Origin of the sequence: Flavobacterium zepuense (assembly GCF_007097145.1) — a bacterium.
GTDB classification, from domain to species: domain Bacteria; phylum Bacteroidota; class Bacteroidia; order Flavobacteriales; family Flavobacteriaceae; genus Flavobacterium; species Flavobacterium zepuense.
This window is the reverse complement of sequence record NZ_VJVZ01000010.1, coordinates 1-15,514: the sequence shown is the minus strand read 5'-3', so window position 1 is coordinate 15,514 and position 15,514 is coordinate 1. Positions and strand designations below refer to the sequence as shown.

Sequence of the window (15,514 nt, the reverse complement as noted above, 5' to 3'; positions counted from 1 at the left end):
ATCCAACAATTACAATTATGAAAAAATTATTTATCTCAGCCATAGCCATTTTGGGCGTTTTGCTTAGCGCAAACGCCCAGGATGCACTTATTGTGAACACGCAGGGCCGCGAGCATGTATCGCTTAACGGCACCTGGCATTACATTGTAGACCCATATGATACGGGCTTTTACGATTACCGTTTTAAGGAGCGCCCCGAAAAAGATGCCGGGGCTTACTGGAACAACAGCGAGCCTAAAGGCCCTACCCAATGGACGGAACACGGCTACAAAGCGCCCTATAACATACAGGTGCCGGGCGACTGGAACAGCCAGGATCACCAGTTTTTGTATTATGAAGGCACTGTTTGGTACCAACGCAATTTTGATAGGCCATCTGCGGCAGTGGGCAAAGATGTGTATTTGTACTTCGGTGCGGTAAACTACGAGGCGCACGTGTATCTAAACGGTAAAAAACTTGGGATGCACAAAGGCGGGTTTACGGCTTTTAACTTTAAGATACCTAAAGAGCTTTTAAAAGATAAAGACAACTTTTTAGTGGTAAGGGTAGATAACAGGCGCCATGCCGATGAAATACCCACCGTTAACACCGACTGGTGGAACTACGGAGGAATTACCCGCGATGTTGAGCTGGTTATGGTACCGGAACATTTTATTCAGCAGTATAACTTGCAGTTAGACCCGTCTCAGGATATTGTGGCTGCTAAGAAAAAAGGTAAATACAAACTAAGCGGTTGGGCAAAAATGAATGCCCCGGCTGCAGGTGCAAAGGTTTCGGTAGAAATACCGGAACTGAAACTTAAAAAAGAATTTGCCATACAGGGGGATAGCGTAGCCTTTAACTTCGAAGCTAATAAAATAGGGTTATGGTCGCCGGAAAGCCCTAAGCTGTACCAGGTAAAATTTGCTTTAGGTAATGAGTCGGTTTCAGAGAAGATAGGTTTCAGGAAAATCGAGGTTTCGGGTAAAAAGATCATCCTTAACGGTAGCCAGGTATTTTTAAGGGGCATCAGCATCCATGAGGAGATTCCGCAGCAAATACGCCGTGCACACAGCGTTAAAGATGCCAACCAGTTGTTAGGCTGGGCTAAGGAGCTTAACTGTAACATGGTTAGGCTGGCACATTATCCGCACAGCGAGAACATGACCCGCGTAGCCGATTCGCTTGGCCTTATGGTGTGGAGCGAGATACCGGTGTACTGGACGATAGAATTCGGCAACCCGGAAGTATTGGTAAAGGCTAAAAAGCAATTGACCGAGATGGTAACACGCGACCGTAACAGGGCGAGTATCATCATCTGGTCGGTTGGTAACGAAACACCTGTTAGCCCTACACGTACCACGTTTATGAGTACACTGGCCAAGATGGCTAAAAAGCTGGATGGCTCAAGATTGGTATCTGCCGCGCTGGAAGTAGGCTATAACGAGGGCGTAAACCACGTAGACGACCCACTTGGCGAGTATACCGATATTGTTGCCCTGAATGAATACCTGGGCTGGTACAGGGGCACACCTGCCGATTGCCGCACGGCAAAATGGAGCGTGGCGTATGACAAGCCTTTTTTTATAAGCGAGACCGGTGCCGAAGGTAACTTTGGCTTTCATGCAGATAAAACAGCCCGCTTTAGTGAAGAGTACCAGGAATGGTTTTACCAAGAGCAAATAAAAATGTTCGAAAACCAGTTTCCGGATAGTTACAGTGGTATCTCGCCATGGATACTGGCCGATTTCCGTTCGCCTAAGCGTAACAACCCAACCTACCAGGAGGGTTGGAATACCAAGGGGCTTATAAGCAAAGACGGGCAAAAGAAAAAAGCCTTTTATGCAATGCAGGCGTATTATAAAAAGATAGTGGATAAAGAGAAAGCTGCTAACAATAAGCAATAGGCAATAAGCAATAGGTAATAAGCAATGGGCAATAAAGCAATGGGCAATAAAGCAATAGGCAATAAAAGCAATAGGCAATAAAGCAATAGGCAATAAGCAATAGACAATAAGCAAGACTGCCTTGTGGCAGACACAAAATAGTTAACCAATAGATTAAACCACACATGAATTTTAGACAAACAACAGTATTATTTGCAATGGTCTGCCTTGTTATTACAGGGTGTTCTTCTACAAAAAAAACATCGGGTAAAGACGATTTTAAAAGCTGGGCACAAACCCCGCCAATGGGATGGAACAGCTGGGACTGCTATGGGCCTACTGTTACCGAGGCAGAAGTTAAAGCCAATGCCGATTATATGGCCGTCAACCTTAAAAAGCACGGCTGGGAGTACATTGTAACCGATATACGTTGGTATGTAGAAAATGACAAGGCCGGTGGCTATAACCAAACCGACCCGCGTTATGTTATAGACCAGTACGGGCGTTACCAGCCTGCTGTAAACCGTTTTCCATCGGCGGCAAATAACAATGGCTTTAAAAGTCTGGCCGATTATGTACACAGCAAAGGGCTAAAATACGGCATACACATAATGCGCGGCATACCTAAAAAAGCAGTAGAGGAAAAAATGTCTATAAAAGGCACTAACGGCATTACTGCTGATATGATCTATAGTACAGAGCTACAGTGCAAATGGCTGCAGGACAACTACACCATTGTGGCTGATAAGCCGGGCGCACAGGAGTATTACAACTCTATCATAGAAATGTATGCATCATGGGGAGTTGACTTTATTAAGATAGACGACCTTTCTGCACCGTACCATGAGGGCGAAATAAACCTTATCCGTAAAGCGATAGACAACTGCGGTAGGAAAATAGTACTTAGCACATCGCCGGGAGAAACCCCTATTGAAGCTGCTGCACACGTTAGCACCCATGCAAATATGTGGCGTATGGTAGATGACGTTTGGGACACCTGGCCGCACATTACCCACCTTATGGAAGTAAGCCAAAAATGGTACCCCTACATTGCGCCGGGCACATGGCCGGACTGCGATATGATTCCGCTTGGGCGTATATCGGTTAGGGGAGAACGTGGCGAAGACCGCATGACGCGCCTTACCAAGGATGAGCAGTACCTGCTTATGAACTTCTTTACCATATTTAAATCGCCGTTGATGTTTGGTGGCGATATGCCAAGCAACGATGCCTTTACACTATCATTACTTACTAATGATGAGGTACTTAAAATGCACCGCGAAGGCACCGGTGTAAAACAGCTTTTCCAAAAAGACGGCAAAATTGCTATTACCTCTAAAAACGAAAAAGACGGCAGCGTATACCTTGCCCTGTTTAATGTTTCGGATGCTGAAACTGAGGTATCGGTACCGTTATCTGATGTGGGCATTACCGGTAAGGCTAAAATAACTGATATGTGGACAGGCAAAGGCGGATCTGCATCGGGTGAAGCTACAGGTAACGTATCAGCAAAGCTAAGGCCGCATGCTTCAGTTCTGTACAAATTGAATAAATAATTATGAAAAGGTTTACAATAAATACATTAATGTCCGCATGCCTGTTATTGGCTGCGGCATTTATATTGTCGGCTTTCGGCGTTAAGCCAAAACACAAAAGCCCCGATAAGGTGTACCTTTTTGCGTATGCCACGCTTGATAATAAAGGGCAGAACGGGCTGCACTATGCCTGGAGCAACGATAAGGTTAACTGGAGCGCCATAGGGCCTGAGCACAGTTTTTTAAAATGTGATTACGGCCGCTGGGGCAGCCAGAAAAGAATGCTGAGCCCGTTTTTATTTAAAGATGATGCTGGTATGTATCATTGCCTTTGGAGCGTTAACGAAACCGACTTTGTACTGGCACACGCAGCCTCTAACGACCTTGCTACCTGGAACCGCCAAACGTATGTTCCTATAATGAAAGGTATTGGCAGTACTGAGAATTTCTTTAACAATGTAATAGATTTAGAGGTGTTTGCAGATAAAAATGCCTACACCATAAGTTGGCTTAGTGGTTATAGGACTGCTGAATATGCTAATGAGTTTGCAACATCTACAAAAGATTTTAAAACATTTACTACAACGCGTACCGGGCTAAAAGTCGACCGTAAAAACCTCCGCACCACTGTTACACTTGCAGGTGTACAACAGCAGGGGACTATAACAGAAGTGCCGTGGGCTATGGTAGAAAACCTTACCAAAAGCATGCAGGCGGTAAAATACAAAAATGAGCACAACAAGGTAACTCCGGAAACGGATGCTGCCCTGTTTGCCGAGTTAAAGCCTGTTACAGCAAAGATTACAATTGATGCATCGCAAAACAAAAAAATAAGCGATATGCTTATGGGTGTTTTTTTTGAAGACATTAATTACGCTGCTGATGGCGGGCTGTATGCAGAATTAATACAAAACCGTGATTTTGAATACGCCCTTAGCGACAAAGAGGGCCGTGATGAAAAATGGAACCATACAACTTCATGGAGCGGTAGCTTCAGGCTTGATAGCGTTAATGGCATCCATACCAACAATTCACACTATGCAGTTTTAAAAAACGGCGCGATTACCAATAGTGGTTTCGACGGTATTGCGCTAAAAGCAGGAGATAAGTATGACTTTAGCCTATTTGCGAAAGGGGCAAAATGCACGGTAAAACTTAAAGATGCGGCGGGCAATGTGGTTGCAGAAACTACCGTTACACCGGGTAGCTCTTGGAAAAAATATATTGCGGTACTAAAACCTTCTAAAACTATAACTGATGGTTTCTTAGAGATAAGCACATCCGAAGAAACGGCGGTAGATATGGTGTCGCTTTTCCCTCAAAAAACCTACAAAGGCCGCAAGAATGGCCTTCGCGAAGACCTGGCGCAAACCGTTGCCGGGCTTAAGCCACGCTTTATGCGTTTTCCCGGTGGGTGTGTGGCACATGGCGACGGCCTGGGCAACATTTACCGTTGGAAGAACACTATAGGCCCATTAGAGTCTCGCGTGCCCATGCGTAACCTTTGGGGTTACCACCAAACGGTAGGCTTAGGCTATTTTGAATATTTTCAGTACTGCGAAGATATGGGGTCAGAACCTGTGCCGGTACTGGCAGCGGGTGTTCCGTGCCAAAATTCGGGTACCGGTGGGGCAGGGCAGCAGTTCGGCATCCCTATGGAGCACATGGACGAGTACGTTCAGGATGTGCTCGATCTTATAGAATATGCCAATGGCGCAGCTACCACTACCTGGGGTAAGAAACGTGCCGAGGCGGGGCATCCCAAGCCATTTAACCTAAAATATATTGGCATAGGCAACGAAGACCTTATTACCGATGTTTTTGAGGAGCGCTACACCATGATAGTAAATGCCGTTAAGAAAAAATACCCCAACATTATTGTAATAGGTACTGTAGGGCCGTTTTTTGAGGGGGCCGATTACCGTGAAGGCTGGGCAATTGCCGATAAGCTGAACATTAATATGGTAGATGAGCATTACTACGAGCAGCCGGGCTGGTTTATAAACAACCAGGATTTTTACGATAGTTATGACCGTTCAAAATCTAAAGTATACCTTGGCGAATATGCCTCATGGGGCAGCACTATCTATAACGCGCTGGCGGAAGCTTTATATCTCTCGGCTCTAGAACGCAATGGCGATGTAGTTAGCATGGCATCTTACGCGCCGCTTTTAGCCAAGGAGCAGCACACCCAATGGAATCCTGATTTAGTATATTTTAATAATACAGAGGTTATGCCTACTGTAAACTACTATGTGCAGCAACTGTACGGGCAAAATGCAGGCGACAGCTATATTCAGAATACCATCAAACTTTCGGATAACAACAACGATCTGCAAAAACGCATTGGGGTGTCTACGGTTAAAGATTCAAAGTCAGGCGACATAATTGTAAAGCTGGTAAACATGCTGCCGGTTTCCGTTAAGCCAGAAATAGATTTTAAAGGCATAACTGCAAAAGGGGCAGTTAGCTATACTACTTTTAAAGGCAACGCTAAAGAAAAAACGGCAGTGTTGCCTGTTGTAGTATCTATGCCTGTCGCCGAAGCTGTTGCTAAAGGGCTGGCTCCGTACTCGTTTACTATTATCCGTATTAAAACAAAGTAATAAAGATCAATGAAAAAAACACTTACCGCACTTGCATTTTTAGTAGCAGTTGCAATACCTAAAGTTAGTGCCCAGGCACCGGCTTCGCCTGCCAAAAAAGATTTTACAGCCTACCTGTTTACCTATTTTACAGGTAACAAAGATGATGGCGAAGCTATCCGTTTTGCTGTTAGTATGGATGGCTACGATTACAAAGCCCTTAACGACAACAAACCGGTTTTAGATCCTAAAAAGATAAGTTCTACCGGTGGCGTTCGCGACCCTCATATTTTAAGGGGGCAGGATGGCAAAACCTTTTACATGGTTGTAACCGATATGACCGCCGAAAAAGGCTGGGACTCTAACAGGGCTATGGTGTTGTTAAAGTCGACCGATCTGGTTAACTGGTCGTCATCTGTTGTAAATATCCAGAAGCAATATCCCAATAACGAGAACCTAAAACGCGTATGGGCACCACAAACCATTTATGATGAGGCTGCCGGCAAGTACATGATATATTTTTCGCTTCAGCATGGCGCCGACCCGGATAAGATCTATTACGCATATGCCAATAAAGATTTTACAGGCCTTGAGGCAGCGCCTAAGCTGCTGTTCGTGCCAAAATCGGGCAAGGCATGCATAGATGGCGATATCATTATAAAAGATGGTGTGTACCACCTGTTTTATAAAACAGAAACAGAAACTGCCGGTATTAAGGTGGCAACCACAAGCAGCCTCACATCCAACAATTGGAAAGAAAACGATAATTACCTGCAACAAACTCCCGAAAGTGTAGAAGGGGCAGGGGTGTTTAAACTGAACAACTCTAAAGAGTATATTTTGATGTATGATGTGTACAAAAAAGGGCAATATCAGTTTACAAAAAGTGAAGATTTAGAGCATTTTAAAGTTATCGACAGCGATGTAAAAATGGATTTTAAACCGCGCCACGGCACGGTTATGCCAATTACAAGAAGTGAGCTAAAAGTGTTGTTGGCCAAGTGGGGTACTCCAAAAGGGCTTACGGTTATTAACAATAACCCGGCATTGGAAGGTTTTTACGCCGATCCTGAAGTGCTATATTCCAATAAGACAGGTAAATACTACCTGTATCCTACCAGTGATGGCTTTGATGGCTGGGGTGGCTACTACTTTAAAACCTTTTCATCGGATAACCTTGTAGACTGGAAGGATGAGGGCATTATCCTTGACCTTAAAAAGGATGTGCCTTGGGGAAACCGTAACGCCTGGGCACCAACCATTGTAGAGAAAAAGATTAAAGGCAAGTACAAATATTTTTACTACTTTACTGCTGCTCAAAAAGTTGGGGTGGCTGTAGCCGATGATCCTGCGGGTCCGTTTAAGGATAGCGGCAAGGCGTTGCTATCTGCAAATCCTGAAGGCTTGGGCGGGCAGGTAATAGACCCGGATGTATTTACCGATCCTAAAACGGGTAAAACCTACCTGTACTGGGGTAATGGCTATATGGCTGTTGCCGAGCTTAATGAAGATATGATATCTATCAAAGAAAGTACCCTTAAAATAATTACTCCTAATGAAAGCTTTAGGGAAGGTACCGAAGTATTTTACAGAAACGGCAAGTACTACTTCTTATGGTCTGAGGATGATACCCGTAGCGAAAATTACAAGGTGCGTTACGCTACAGCAACAAGCCCGGTTGGGCCGCTAACTATTGGTAAAGACAATTTAGTAATTGCTAAGAACCCTGCAAAAGGTATTTATGGCACAGGGCATAACTCGGTTATACAGGTGCCGGGCAAAGACGAATGGTATATAGTGTACCACCGTTTCGCTATACCTGATGGTATTACAATGGGCGATGCTGCCGGTTACAACCGCGAGCTATGCATAGATAAATTAACGTTTGATGATAAGGGTAACATTGTAACGGTAACCCCTACGTTAGAAGGAATACAGCCACTTACATCTAAAAAGAGATATTTTTAGTGAATAAATAAACTGCTATTTTACCGGCCACTACATGATAGTGGCCGGTTTTATTTATACTAAATTTGTAAAATTGCAGGTTATTAAATGGAAGCACTAAATAACCAAATCAACCAATAACCACATTCACAATTATCCACCTATGGGAAAAATAGTCACTTTTGGCGAAGTCTTAATGCGTTTATCGCCTCCCGAATACCGTAAGATACAGCAATCTACCCAGTTTGATTTCTTTTTTGGCGGTACCGAGATGAACGTCGCGGCATCATTGTCTAAATTCGGGCTGCCGGTACAGCATGTCAGTACAGTATCTAACGATATCGTTGGTGAAGCCGCCCTTGCTGCCATGCGCCAGTACGGTATTGATGTTTCGCAGGTGAAAAAAGTTGACCACCCACTGGGACTGTATTTTATGGAGATAGGATCGGGTATGCGTGCCAGCCAGATAGCTTACAACCGTATGCACGGCGCTTTTGCGCACATAACGCCTGATATGGTTAACTGGGACGAAGCCTTGCAGGATTGCACCTGGCTGCACTGGACGGGTATTTCGCCGGCTATTTCTAACGGTGCTTATGAAACGCTTAAAGCAGGGCTGCAAAAAGCCATGGACAAAGGTATAGACATTACTGCCGACCCCGCCTACCGCAGCAATTTATGGAAGTATGGTAAAGATGGCAAAGAAGTATTGGGCGAACTGGTAGGGCTAAGTACTATTTTTATTGGTGGAATTAACGAGATCAATGAGATTTTAGGTACCGATTATTCGCACTACAAAGATAATTTTATAAGTGCCGCCGAAAGCCTTATGGCTAAATATCCTAATATAATCAAGGTATTTGATAAGGTACGTACGGGTGTAAGTGCCTCGCACCAAAAAGTGTACGGCAGGGCGTGGGTCAACAAGCATTATTTTGAAACCCCTGAAATTGAAATTGTAGATGTGGTAGACCGTATAGGTACGGGTGATGCATATGCAGCCGGGCTTATTTACGGCTTACAGCATTATGATGACCAGCATGCGCTTAATTTTGCTAATGCTGCATGTGCCTTAAAACACACCCTTCCCGGAGATGTAAACCTTGTTAGTGCAGATGAGGTACTGGAAGTAGCCGAGGGTAATATTAGTGGTCGTTTAAAAAGGTAATCAAATCGTCTAAAACAAAAAATCCCCTGATGAGTAATCAGGGGATTTTTATATGCTTTTTGCAGAAGACTATCTTCTTCTTTTTTCTTTGATCTTAGCTTTTTTACCAGTAAGGTCGCGGAAGTAGAATATACGAGCTCTTCTAACTTTACCTCTTTGGTTAACTTCGATTTTTTGTAGTGCAGGCATGTTAAGCGGGAAAATACGCTCTACACCTACAGCACCAGACATTTTACGGATAGTAAATGTTTGAGTGATACCAGCACCTCTTTTTTGGATAACAACTCCTTTAAAGAACTGAGTCCTTGTTTTTTCACCCTCTTTAATTTCGTAGTACACAGTTAGTGTATCACCGGCTCCAAACTCAGGGAAATCTTTTTTTGTAACAAATTCGTTCTCGACAAATTTAACTAAATCAGACATGATTTTTTGTTTTAATTGTTTATATCAGAGCAACATACCACGATTTTCGCCAGAGGTTGACCCGATTGCGGCTGCAAAGATAAAAATATTTTTGAAGTGGCAATAAGTTTGAGTATGAAAGTTTTAATGTTTAATGTTTAAAAGTTCAGTTAGGTACTCAACATTACAACATTTAAAACTTTCAACATTTTAACCTGAATAAGCTATTCAAGTAAATCGGGCCTGCGGGTTTTGGTGTGTTCCATAGCCATGTCTTCGCGCCATTTGTCTATATGTGCAAAGTTGCCACTTAGCAATACATCGGGAACTTTCCATCCTTTATATTCAGCCGGGCGGGTATATATGGGGGGGGATAGCAGGTTATCCTGAAAACTGTCGGTTAACGCCGATGTTTCGTTACTTAATACCCCCGGAATTAATCGTATTATAGAGTCGGCTACAACTGCCGCAGCAAGTTCGCCACCAGAAAGTACAAAATCGCCAATTGATATTTCTTTAGTGATAAATTGATCGCGTACGCGCTGGTCTACACCTTTATAATGGCCGCAAAGTATTATGATATTTTCCAATAACGACATGCGGTTGGCCATTTTCTGGTTCAGCGTATCGCCATCTGGGGTCATGTAAATAACCTCGTCATATTCACGTTCGCTTTTAAGCTTAGTGATGCAGGCATCTATAGGCTCTATCATCATTACCATACCTGCGCCGCCGCCAAACTGGTAGTCGTCTACATTTTTTTGTTTGTTGGTGCTGTAATCCCTAAGGTTATGAAGGTGTACTTGTACAATGCCTTTATCTATAGCACGTTTAAGAATCGAGGCTTCAAAAGGGCTCCGCAGGAGTTCCGGCAATACGGTAATAATATCAATGCGCATTTTTAGAGTTTCAAAGTTTGAAAGTGGCAAAGTTACAAAGTTTAATTGGCAATGAGCAATGTACAATAAGCAATTGGCAATGTGCCATTAGATTTAAAGTAAATCTGCAAATTGTCTATTGCTCATTGTCTATTAAAAATTTGCAAAGCAAATTTTTACACTCCAAACTGTTTTAAGTGGTAATCAAGGTGTTTCCATTGCAAAAGATCCCATTCATCATAGGTCATTTCGCCCATAAGTGGGTGGCGGCTCACTTTAATGGCAGCATGGCCATCTTTAGCAAAAGTGGCAACCAGGTCTTTAAGTCCGGCTTTGGCTTCTTCAAAATTAGGCTCACGCTTAATAATGAATTCTTTAATAGCACTTTGATCCCTGTGGAATAGCTTGGAGCTTGTAAGCTTCTTTTTATATGAACCGGCAAAGAAGTAACTTTTCCAGTGTGGTTTAACGTGAATGATGCCAAACGCCATTTTAATGGGCTCCTGGCAGTGCTGCATCATTTGGCTTACCGTCATTACGCCCCATTGGGAGAGCGTCATAGGGCTAAGCTGGTCTATGCGGTCTATTATATTTTGATTCCCCTTAGGTTTGTATAGGCTTTCCATATTTAAAAAATAAGTTACGCAAAAATAAGAATATTCTGTTATAAATTTTTTACCCCTATAATAGAATATACCAATGGTAGCATTTTGGCAGGTCGTTTAATAATGTGTTCAGCCTTAGCGGTAGGTACTTCAGTTTTTTATAACGCTGGCGATTAACCCTCAAATTTACCTTTTTGTTATGAAACCGTACTTATAAGAGTTAAAATTAATTCGTAAATTTGCGCCTCACAAAACAAATAAAACAATGGAAAACGGAATTTACGCAAAATTCAATACATCCAAAGGAGTTATCCTTGTAAAACTGACATACGATAAAACTCCGGGTACCGTGGGCAACTTTGTAGGCCTGGCTGAAGGTAACCTTGAAAATAATGAGAAACCACAAGGCAAACCATATTATGACGGACTTGCTTTTCACCGTGTTATAGCCGACTTTATGATACAAGGCGGTTGCCCGCAGGGTAAAGGTACAGGCGGACCAGGTTACCAGTTTGATGACGAGTTTCACCCAGACTTAAGGCATGATGCGCCCGGTGTGCTATCTATGGCTAATGCAGGTCCAGGCAGTAACGGTTCTCAGTTTTTTATTACACATGTTGCTACACCTTGGTTAGATAACAAGCATACTGTTTTTGGTAATGTTATTGAAGGCCAGGATGTTGTTGATGCTATTCAGCAAAATGATAAAATTGAGACTTTAGAAATTGTACGCGTTGGCGAAGAATCCCAGAAATGGAATGCTATCGAAGCCTTTCGTACATTTGAAGGATCGCGCGAGAAACGTATTGCAGACGCTAAAAAACAGGCTGATGAGGCTCTTGATAAAATAGCTGCCGGTTTTCAGAAAACTGAAAGCGGCCTGCGTTACCAGATCATCCAGAAAGGTGATGGCAAACAAGCTGAAAAAGGTAAAACTGTATCGGTTCACTACAAAGGTGCTTTAGTAGATGGCCAGGAATTTGACTCGTCTTACAAACGCAAACAGCCTATCGAGTTCCCATTAGGCAGGGGTAATGTTATTGAAGGATGGGACGAAGGTATCGCGTTGCTACAAGTAGGCGATAAAGCCCGTTTTGTTATACCGTCGCACCTGGGCTATGGCTCTCGCGGGGCGGGTGGTGTTATACCTCCTGATGCTACTCTTATTTTTGATGTAGAATTGATGGACGTTAAATAGTATTAAGTACTTAGTATTGAGTATTAAGATAGAAGGCTGCCTGAAAGGGCAGCTTTTTTTATGCTGTGTGCCGGCTTAAAACTTCATAATGGCTTAATAGTACAGTATTTGATATTAAAAAAAATAGAGTAGTTTTGGTACACAAACCAATACTATATGGCACAATTAGAAAAAGGCAGCAAAAAGCTGCTTAACGCCTGGGCATTTTACGACTGGGCAAACTCCGTTTACAGTCTTGTAATTGCTTCGGCAGTATTCCCTATTTTTTATGACCTGATCTTTGAAAAAGGTAGCGAGGTAGCAATTTTTGGCACCTCCATGAAAAGCACGGCACTTATAAGCTTTACAACAGCCTTTGCTTTTTTAATCGTAGCATTTATATCGCCGTTACTGTCTGGTATTGCAGATTATGCCGGTAACAAAAAATCATTCCTTCAATTATTTTGTTACATAGGTGCGGCCTCATGCATTGGGCTGTACTGGTTTAATAAGGACACTATTTACTTTGGTTTGGTATGCTATCTTTTCGGCCTTATAGGCTTTTGGGGCAGCCTGGTGTTTTATAACTCCTACCTGCCTGATGTTGCCTATCCTGACCAGCAGGATAGCGTTAGTGCCCGTGGTTATTCAATGGGTTACATAGGTAGTGTGATACTTTTGGTAGCAGTACTTGCCGTGCTTTTAAGCGTGCCCGATGAGAAAAAGATGGATGTTATGCGCTGGTCGTTCGTATCGGTAGGTGTGTGGTGGGTTATATTTAGTCAATACACCTATTACTATCTGCCTAAAGGAGCAAAGAAAAATAAAGTAACCGGCGATGTTATGCTTAATGGTTTTAAAGAACTGCGCAAGGTTTGGGTACAACTAAGCCAGAACATAGTTCTTAAGCGCTATCTGGGTTCTTTTTTTGTATATAGTATGGCGGTACAAACCGTTATGCTTGCTGCCACCTATTTTGGTGCCGAAGAAATTGCCTGGCCAGATTCCGGAGCTAAAAGCATGGGACTAATTATAAGCATATTACTTATACAGTTGGTGGCGGTAGTGGGAGCAATAATCACATCTAAGCTATCGGCTAAATTTGGTAATATTAAAACCCTAATTGGTATTAACTGCATTTGGGCAGTAATTTGTGTGTGTGCTTATTTTGTAACGCTGCCTATACATTTTTATGTAACTGCGGCATTTGTAGGTTTGGTTATGGGAGGTATACAGTCGCTTTCAAGGAGTACATATTCTAAATTTTTACCCGAAACAACCGATACCGCCTCCTACTTTAGTTTTTATGATGTTACCGAGAAAATAGGTATTGTAATAGGGATGATTTTATACGGCGCTATAGACCAGGCTTTTGGCAGTATGCGCTATTCAGTAGTGTTTTTAACGGTGTTTTTTGTAATTGGTGTTTTTTTATTAGTGAGGGTATTAAAAAAATTATAAATCATTTGCTTATTTGTATATATTTGCCAAAAACCTTATCATTACTCTTAACCATTATGAAAAAAATTACTTTAATTGCCTCACTCTTACTTCTGATATCTTTATCTCTTACCTCGTGTGAGGCAGATGGTATCGATCCGGTTTATTATATAAACAATAATAACAACCCCGGTCCTGTTAATAACAACCCTCCCGGTGGTGATAATGACGATGATGATGATCCAGTAGCAAGCGAAGGCGATTACTTCCCGATGGCTCTTAATAATGAGTGGGACTTTATATATACCGGCGACTTTGATGAAGATCCGGCTCCAATGAAAATTATTGGCACAGAAGTTATTGGTGGCGTAACCTATTATAAAATAAACCACTATTTTCAGGAATCAGGAACTGATGATCTTACAGGCGAGGCAGATATACATTTAAGGAAAAATGGCGGCACCTACTACGAAAGGGTGAGTGTTGATATACCTGCTGCGAACGGACTACCTTCCATTACAATTGCACCTTATGAAATAATAGTTTTAAAAGACAATCTTGAAGTGGGTGAGAGTTGGACGCAAACGGTTACACAAACCACGACCTATGGTATGTCGGGCTTTCCGCCAGTTACAATGACGCTAAACTTTAAGGGTACGATTATGCAAAAAGATTTAACTGTTACTGTTGAAGGAGAAACGTTTACCGATGTTATTAAAGAGAAAATGGTTCAGACCATAATGGGGGCTGACTATACAACTTACATTTGGTTCGCTAAAAATGTAGGCCCTATAAAATCAGAATCAACCGGCGAGGGACTGTCTTATCAAATGGCATTAACTTCATATATAATTAACTAATACTTAATTTTAAAAACTTCGCCACTTTTAGCCAGGCAATTTATTTTTTAACGCTTTTGTTTCAAATATTGGTTATATTTGGCGGAAAATTATTATTTATGAACAGGATAAAATTACTTTCAGCCTTTATGGTGCTGTTTACGGCAATAGGTTTTATGTCGTGTGATGTTGAACCGATAGATCCCGTACTTCTTGATTATGAACCACCGGTAGAAGAGCCTATAGACTCTACAGATATACCTGAAGTTGCTTTGTTTCAGGTTGATTTTAATGATACCACGTATGTTGCAACCAGTACCGCTGCAAGTGTTGGTAATGGTTTAACCCTTATTAGTGGTATGAGGGGCACTAACGGCGAGATGATAGGCATTATAATCGATGGTACAACATCGGGTACATATACAGATGCTATTATGTCTTACACGGCAAGCGGAGCGGCTGAATCTACCTATTCTAATTTTTTATTGCCGGAGGGTTCAAGTACTGTAACCATTTCAATAAACACCTTATCACATACAATGTCGGGTACCTTTAGCTTTACAGGCCAGGGTGCAAATGCCGAGGATACTAAGCAATTTACACAAGGTGTATTTACAGATGTACCGTATATAACGGCACCGGTTTTGCCTAATGGAGATTCTATGACAGCTACCGTAAATGGTACTGCTGTAAATTATGCAAACGATCTTGCGATTGGTTACACTAATATTATAAGCATAAATGCTATAGGGGCAGATCATCAGATAAACCTGTTTATTAATGGCGAAGTTACTCCGGGTACTTATGCGTTTAGCACTGAACCTCTCGCTGATTACCAAGCGGATTATATAGATGATGCCGGCGTAGAATATGGTATAACGGGTGGTACATTAGTTATAACAGCTATTGATAACGGCTGGATTACCGGTACATTTACCTTTAATGTATTAAACGGGCAGGGTGAAACCATACACACGGTTACTAATGGAGCGTTTCATGTTGAATACGACTGGTAATTAATTACCGATATATATTAATACAAAATCCCGCGAAAGCGGGATTTTTTGTTTTAT

Annotated in this window: 12 protein-coding genes; 9 read left to right on the top strand and 3 right to left on the bottom strand. The window is 42.3% G+C overall.

Annotation, left to right across the window (positions count from 1 at the left end):
- Nucleotides 1–17: 17 nt before the first annotated feature.
- From FMM05_RS14750 to FMM05_RS14730, 5 genes are all read left to right on the top strand, one after another.
- A complete protein-coding gene (locus FMM05_RS14750; protein WP_143374168.1) occupies nucleotides 18–1,886 on the top strand; it encodes a glycoside hydrolase family 2 protein in 1,869 nt (622 codons plus the stop codon).
- A gap of 164 nt (nucleotides 1,887–2,050) precedes the next feature.
- Nucleotides 2,051–3,421, top strand: coding sequence for a glycoside hydrolase family 27 protein (locus FMM05_RS14745; protein WP_221932281.1), 1,371 nt, complete (start codon nucleotides 2,051–2,053; stop codon nucleotides 3,419–3,421).
- 2 nt (nucleotides 3,422–3,423) lie between these two features.
- On the top strand, nucleotides 3,424–6,006 hold the full coding sequence (locus tag FMM05_RS14740) for an alpha-L-arabinofuranosidase C-terminal domain-containing protein (RefSeq protein WP_221932280.1): 2,583 nt from the start codon (nucleotides 3,424–3,426) through the stop codon (nucleotides 6,004–6,006).
- Between the two features lie 9 nt (nucleotides 6,007–6,015).
- Nucleotides 6,016–7,953, top strand: coding sequence for a family 43 glycosylhydrolase (locus tag FMM05_RS14735; protein ID WP_143374167.1), 1,938 nt, complete (start codon nucleotides 6,016–6,018; stop codon nucleotides 7,951–7,953).
- Between the two features lie 142 nt (nucleotides 7,954–8,095).
- The gene (locus FMM05_RS14730; protein ID WP_143374166.1) at nucleotides 8,096–9,100 is read left to right on the top strand and encodes a sugar kinase; all 1,005 of its coding nucleotides are present in this window, start codon (nucleotides 8,096–8,098) and stop codon (nucleotides 9,098–9,100) included.
- Between the two features lie 69 nt (nucleotides 9,101–9,169).
- Here FMM05_RS14730 and rplS read toward each other — a convergent pair whose 3' ends face one another.
- The 3 genes from rplS to FMM05_RS14715 form a co-directional block, all read right to left on the bottom strand.
- The gene (gene rplS, locus FMM05_RS14725; RefSeq protein WP_143374165.1) at nucleotides 9,170–9,523 is read right to left on the bottom strand and encodes a 50S ribosomal protein L19; all 354 of its coding nucleotides are present in this window, start codon (nucleotides 9,521–9,523) and stop codon (nucleotides 9,170–9,172) included.
- Between the two features lie 203 nt (nucleotides 9,524–9,726).
- Nucleotides 9,727–10,401: a tRNA (guanosine(37)-N1)-methyltransferase TrmD gene (gene trmD, locus FMM05_RS14720; RefSeq protein ID WP_143374164.1), complete on the bottom strand. Its 675-nt coding sequence runs from the start codon at nucleotides 10,399–10,401 to the stop codon at nucleotides 9,727–9,729.
- Between the two features lie 155 nt (nucleotides 10,402–10,556).
- The gene (locus FMM05_RS14715) at nucleotides 10,557–11,006 is read right to left on the bottom strand and encodes a DUF1569 domain-containing protein (RefSeq protein WP_143374163.1); all 450 of its coding nucleotides are present in this window, start codon (nucleotides 11,004–11,006) and stop codon (nucleotides 10,557–10,559) included.
- 244 nt (nucleotides 11,007–11,250) lie between these two features.
- On the opposite strand from FMM05_RS14715, the gene FMM05_RS14710 reads away from it, so the two are divergent.
- From FMM05_RS14710 to FMM05_RS14695, 4 genes are all read left to right on the top strand, one after another.
- Nucleotides 11,251–12,183, top strand: coding sequence for a peptidylprolyl isomerase (locus FMM05_RS14710; RefSeq protein ID WP_143374162.1), 933 nt, complete (start codon nucleotides 11,251–11,253; stop codon nucleotides 12,181–12,183).
- Between the two features lie 156 nt (nucleotides 12,184–12,339).
- A complete protein-coding gene (locus tag FMM05_RS14705; RefSeq protein WP_143374161.1) occupies nucleotides 12,340–13,623 on the top strand; it encodes an MFS transporter in 1,284 nt (427 codons plus the stop codon).
- Nucleotides 13,624–13,679: 56 nt separating this feature from the next.
- Nucleotides 13,680–14,462, top strand: coding sequence for a hypothetical protein (locus FMM05_RS14700; protein ID WP_143374160.1), 783 nt, complete (start codon nucleotides 13,680–13,682; stop codon nucleotides 14,460–14,462).
- Between the two features lie 98 nt (nucleotides 14,463–14,560).
- Nucleotides 14,561–15,457 carry a DUF6252 family protein gene (locus FMM05_RS14695; RefSeq protein ID WP_143374159.1) on the top strand — a complete coding sequence of 299 codons (897 nt, stop codon included), beginning with the start codon at nucleotides 14,561–14,563 and terminating at the stop codon, nucleotides 15,455–15,457.
- Nucleotides 15,458–15,514 lie beyond the last annotated feature (57 nt).

Bases quoted from the DNA above. Each gene is read 5' to 3' on its own strand.
- FMM05_RS14750 (WP_143374168.1), top strand. From the start codon at position 18: ATGAAAAAATTATTTATCTCAGCCATAGCCATTTTGGGCGTTTTGCTT.
- FMM05_RS14745 (WP_221932281.1), top strand. From the start codon at position 2,051: ATGAATTTTAGACAAACAACAGTATTATTTGCAATGGTCTGCCTTGTT.
- FMM05_RS14740 (WP_221932280.1), top strand. From the start codon at position 3,424: ATGAAAAGGTTTACAATAAATACATTAATGTCCGCATGCCTGTTATTG.
- FMM05_RS14735 (WP_143374167.1), top strand. From the start codon at position 6,016: ATGAAAAAAACACTTACCGCACTTGCATTTTTAGTAGCAGTTGCAATA.
- FMM05_RS14730 (WP_143374166.1), top strand. From the start codon at position 8,096: ATGGGAAAAATAGTCACTTTTGGCGAAGTCTTAATGCGTTTATCGCCT.
- rplS (WP_143374165.1), bottom strand. From the start codon at position 9,523: ATGTCTGATTTAGTTAAATTTGTCGAGAACGAATTTGTTACAAAAAAA.
- trmD (WP_143374164.1), bottom strand. From the start codon at position 10,401: ATGCGCATTGATATTATTACCGTATTGCCGGAACTCCTGCGGAGCCCT.
- FMM05_RS14715 (WP_143374163.1), bottom strand. From the start codon at position 11,006: ATGGAAAGCCTATACAAACCTAAGGGGAATCAAAATATAATAGACCGC.
- FMM05_RS14710 (WP_143374162.1), top strand. From the start codon at position 11,251: ATGGAAAACGGAATTTACGCAAAATTCAATACATCCAAAGGAGTTATC.
- FMM05_RS14705 (WP_143374161.1), top strand. From the start codon at position 12,340: ATGGCACAATTAGAAAAAGGCAGCAAAAAGCTGCTTAACGCCTGGGCA.
- FMM05_RS14700 (WP_143374160.1), top strand. From the start codon at position 13,680: ATGAAAAAAATTACTTTAATTGCCTCACTCTTACTTCTGATATCTTTA.
- FMM05_RS14695 (WP_143374159.1), top strand. From the start codon at position 14,561: ATGAACAGGATAAAATTACTTTCAGCCTTTATGGTGCTGTTTACGGCA.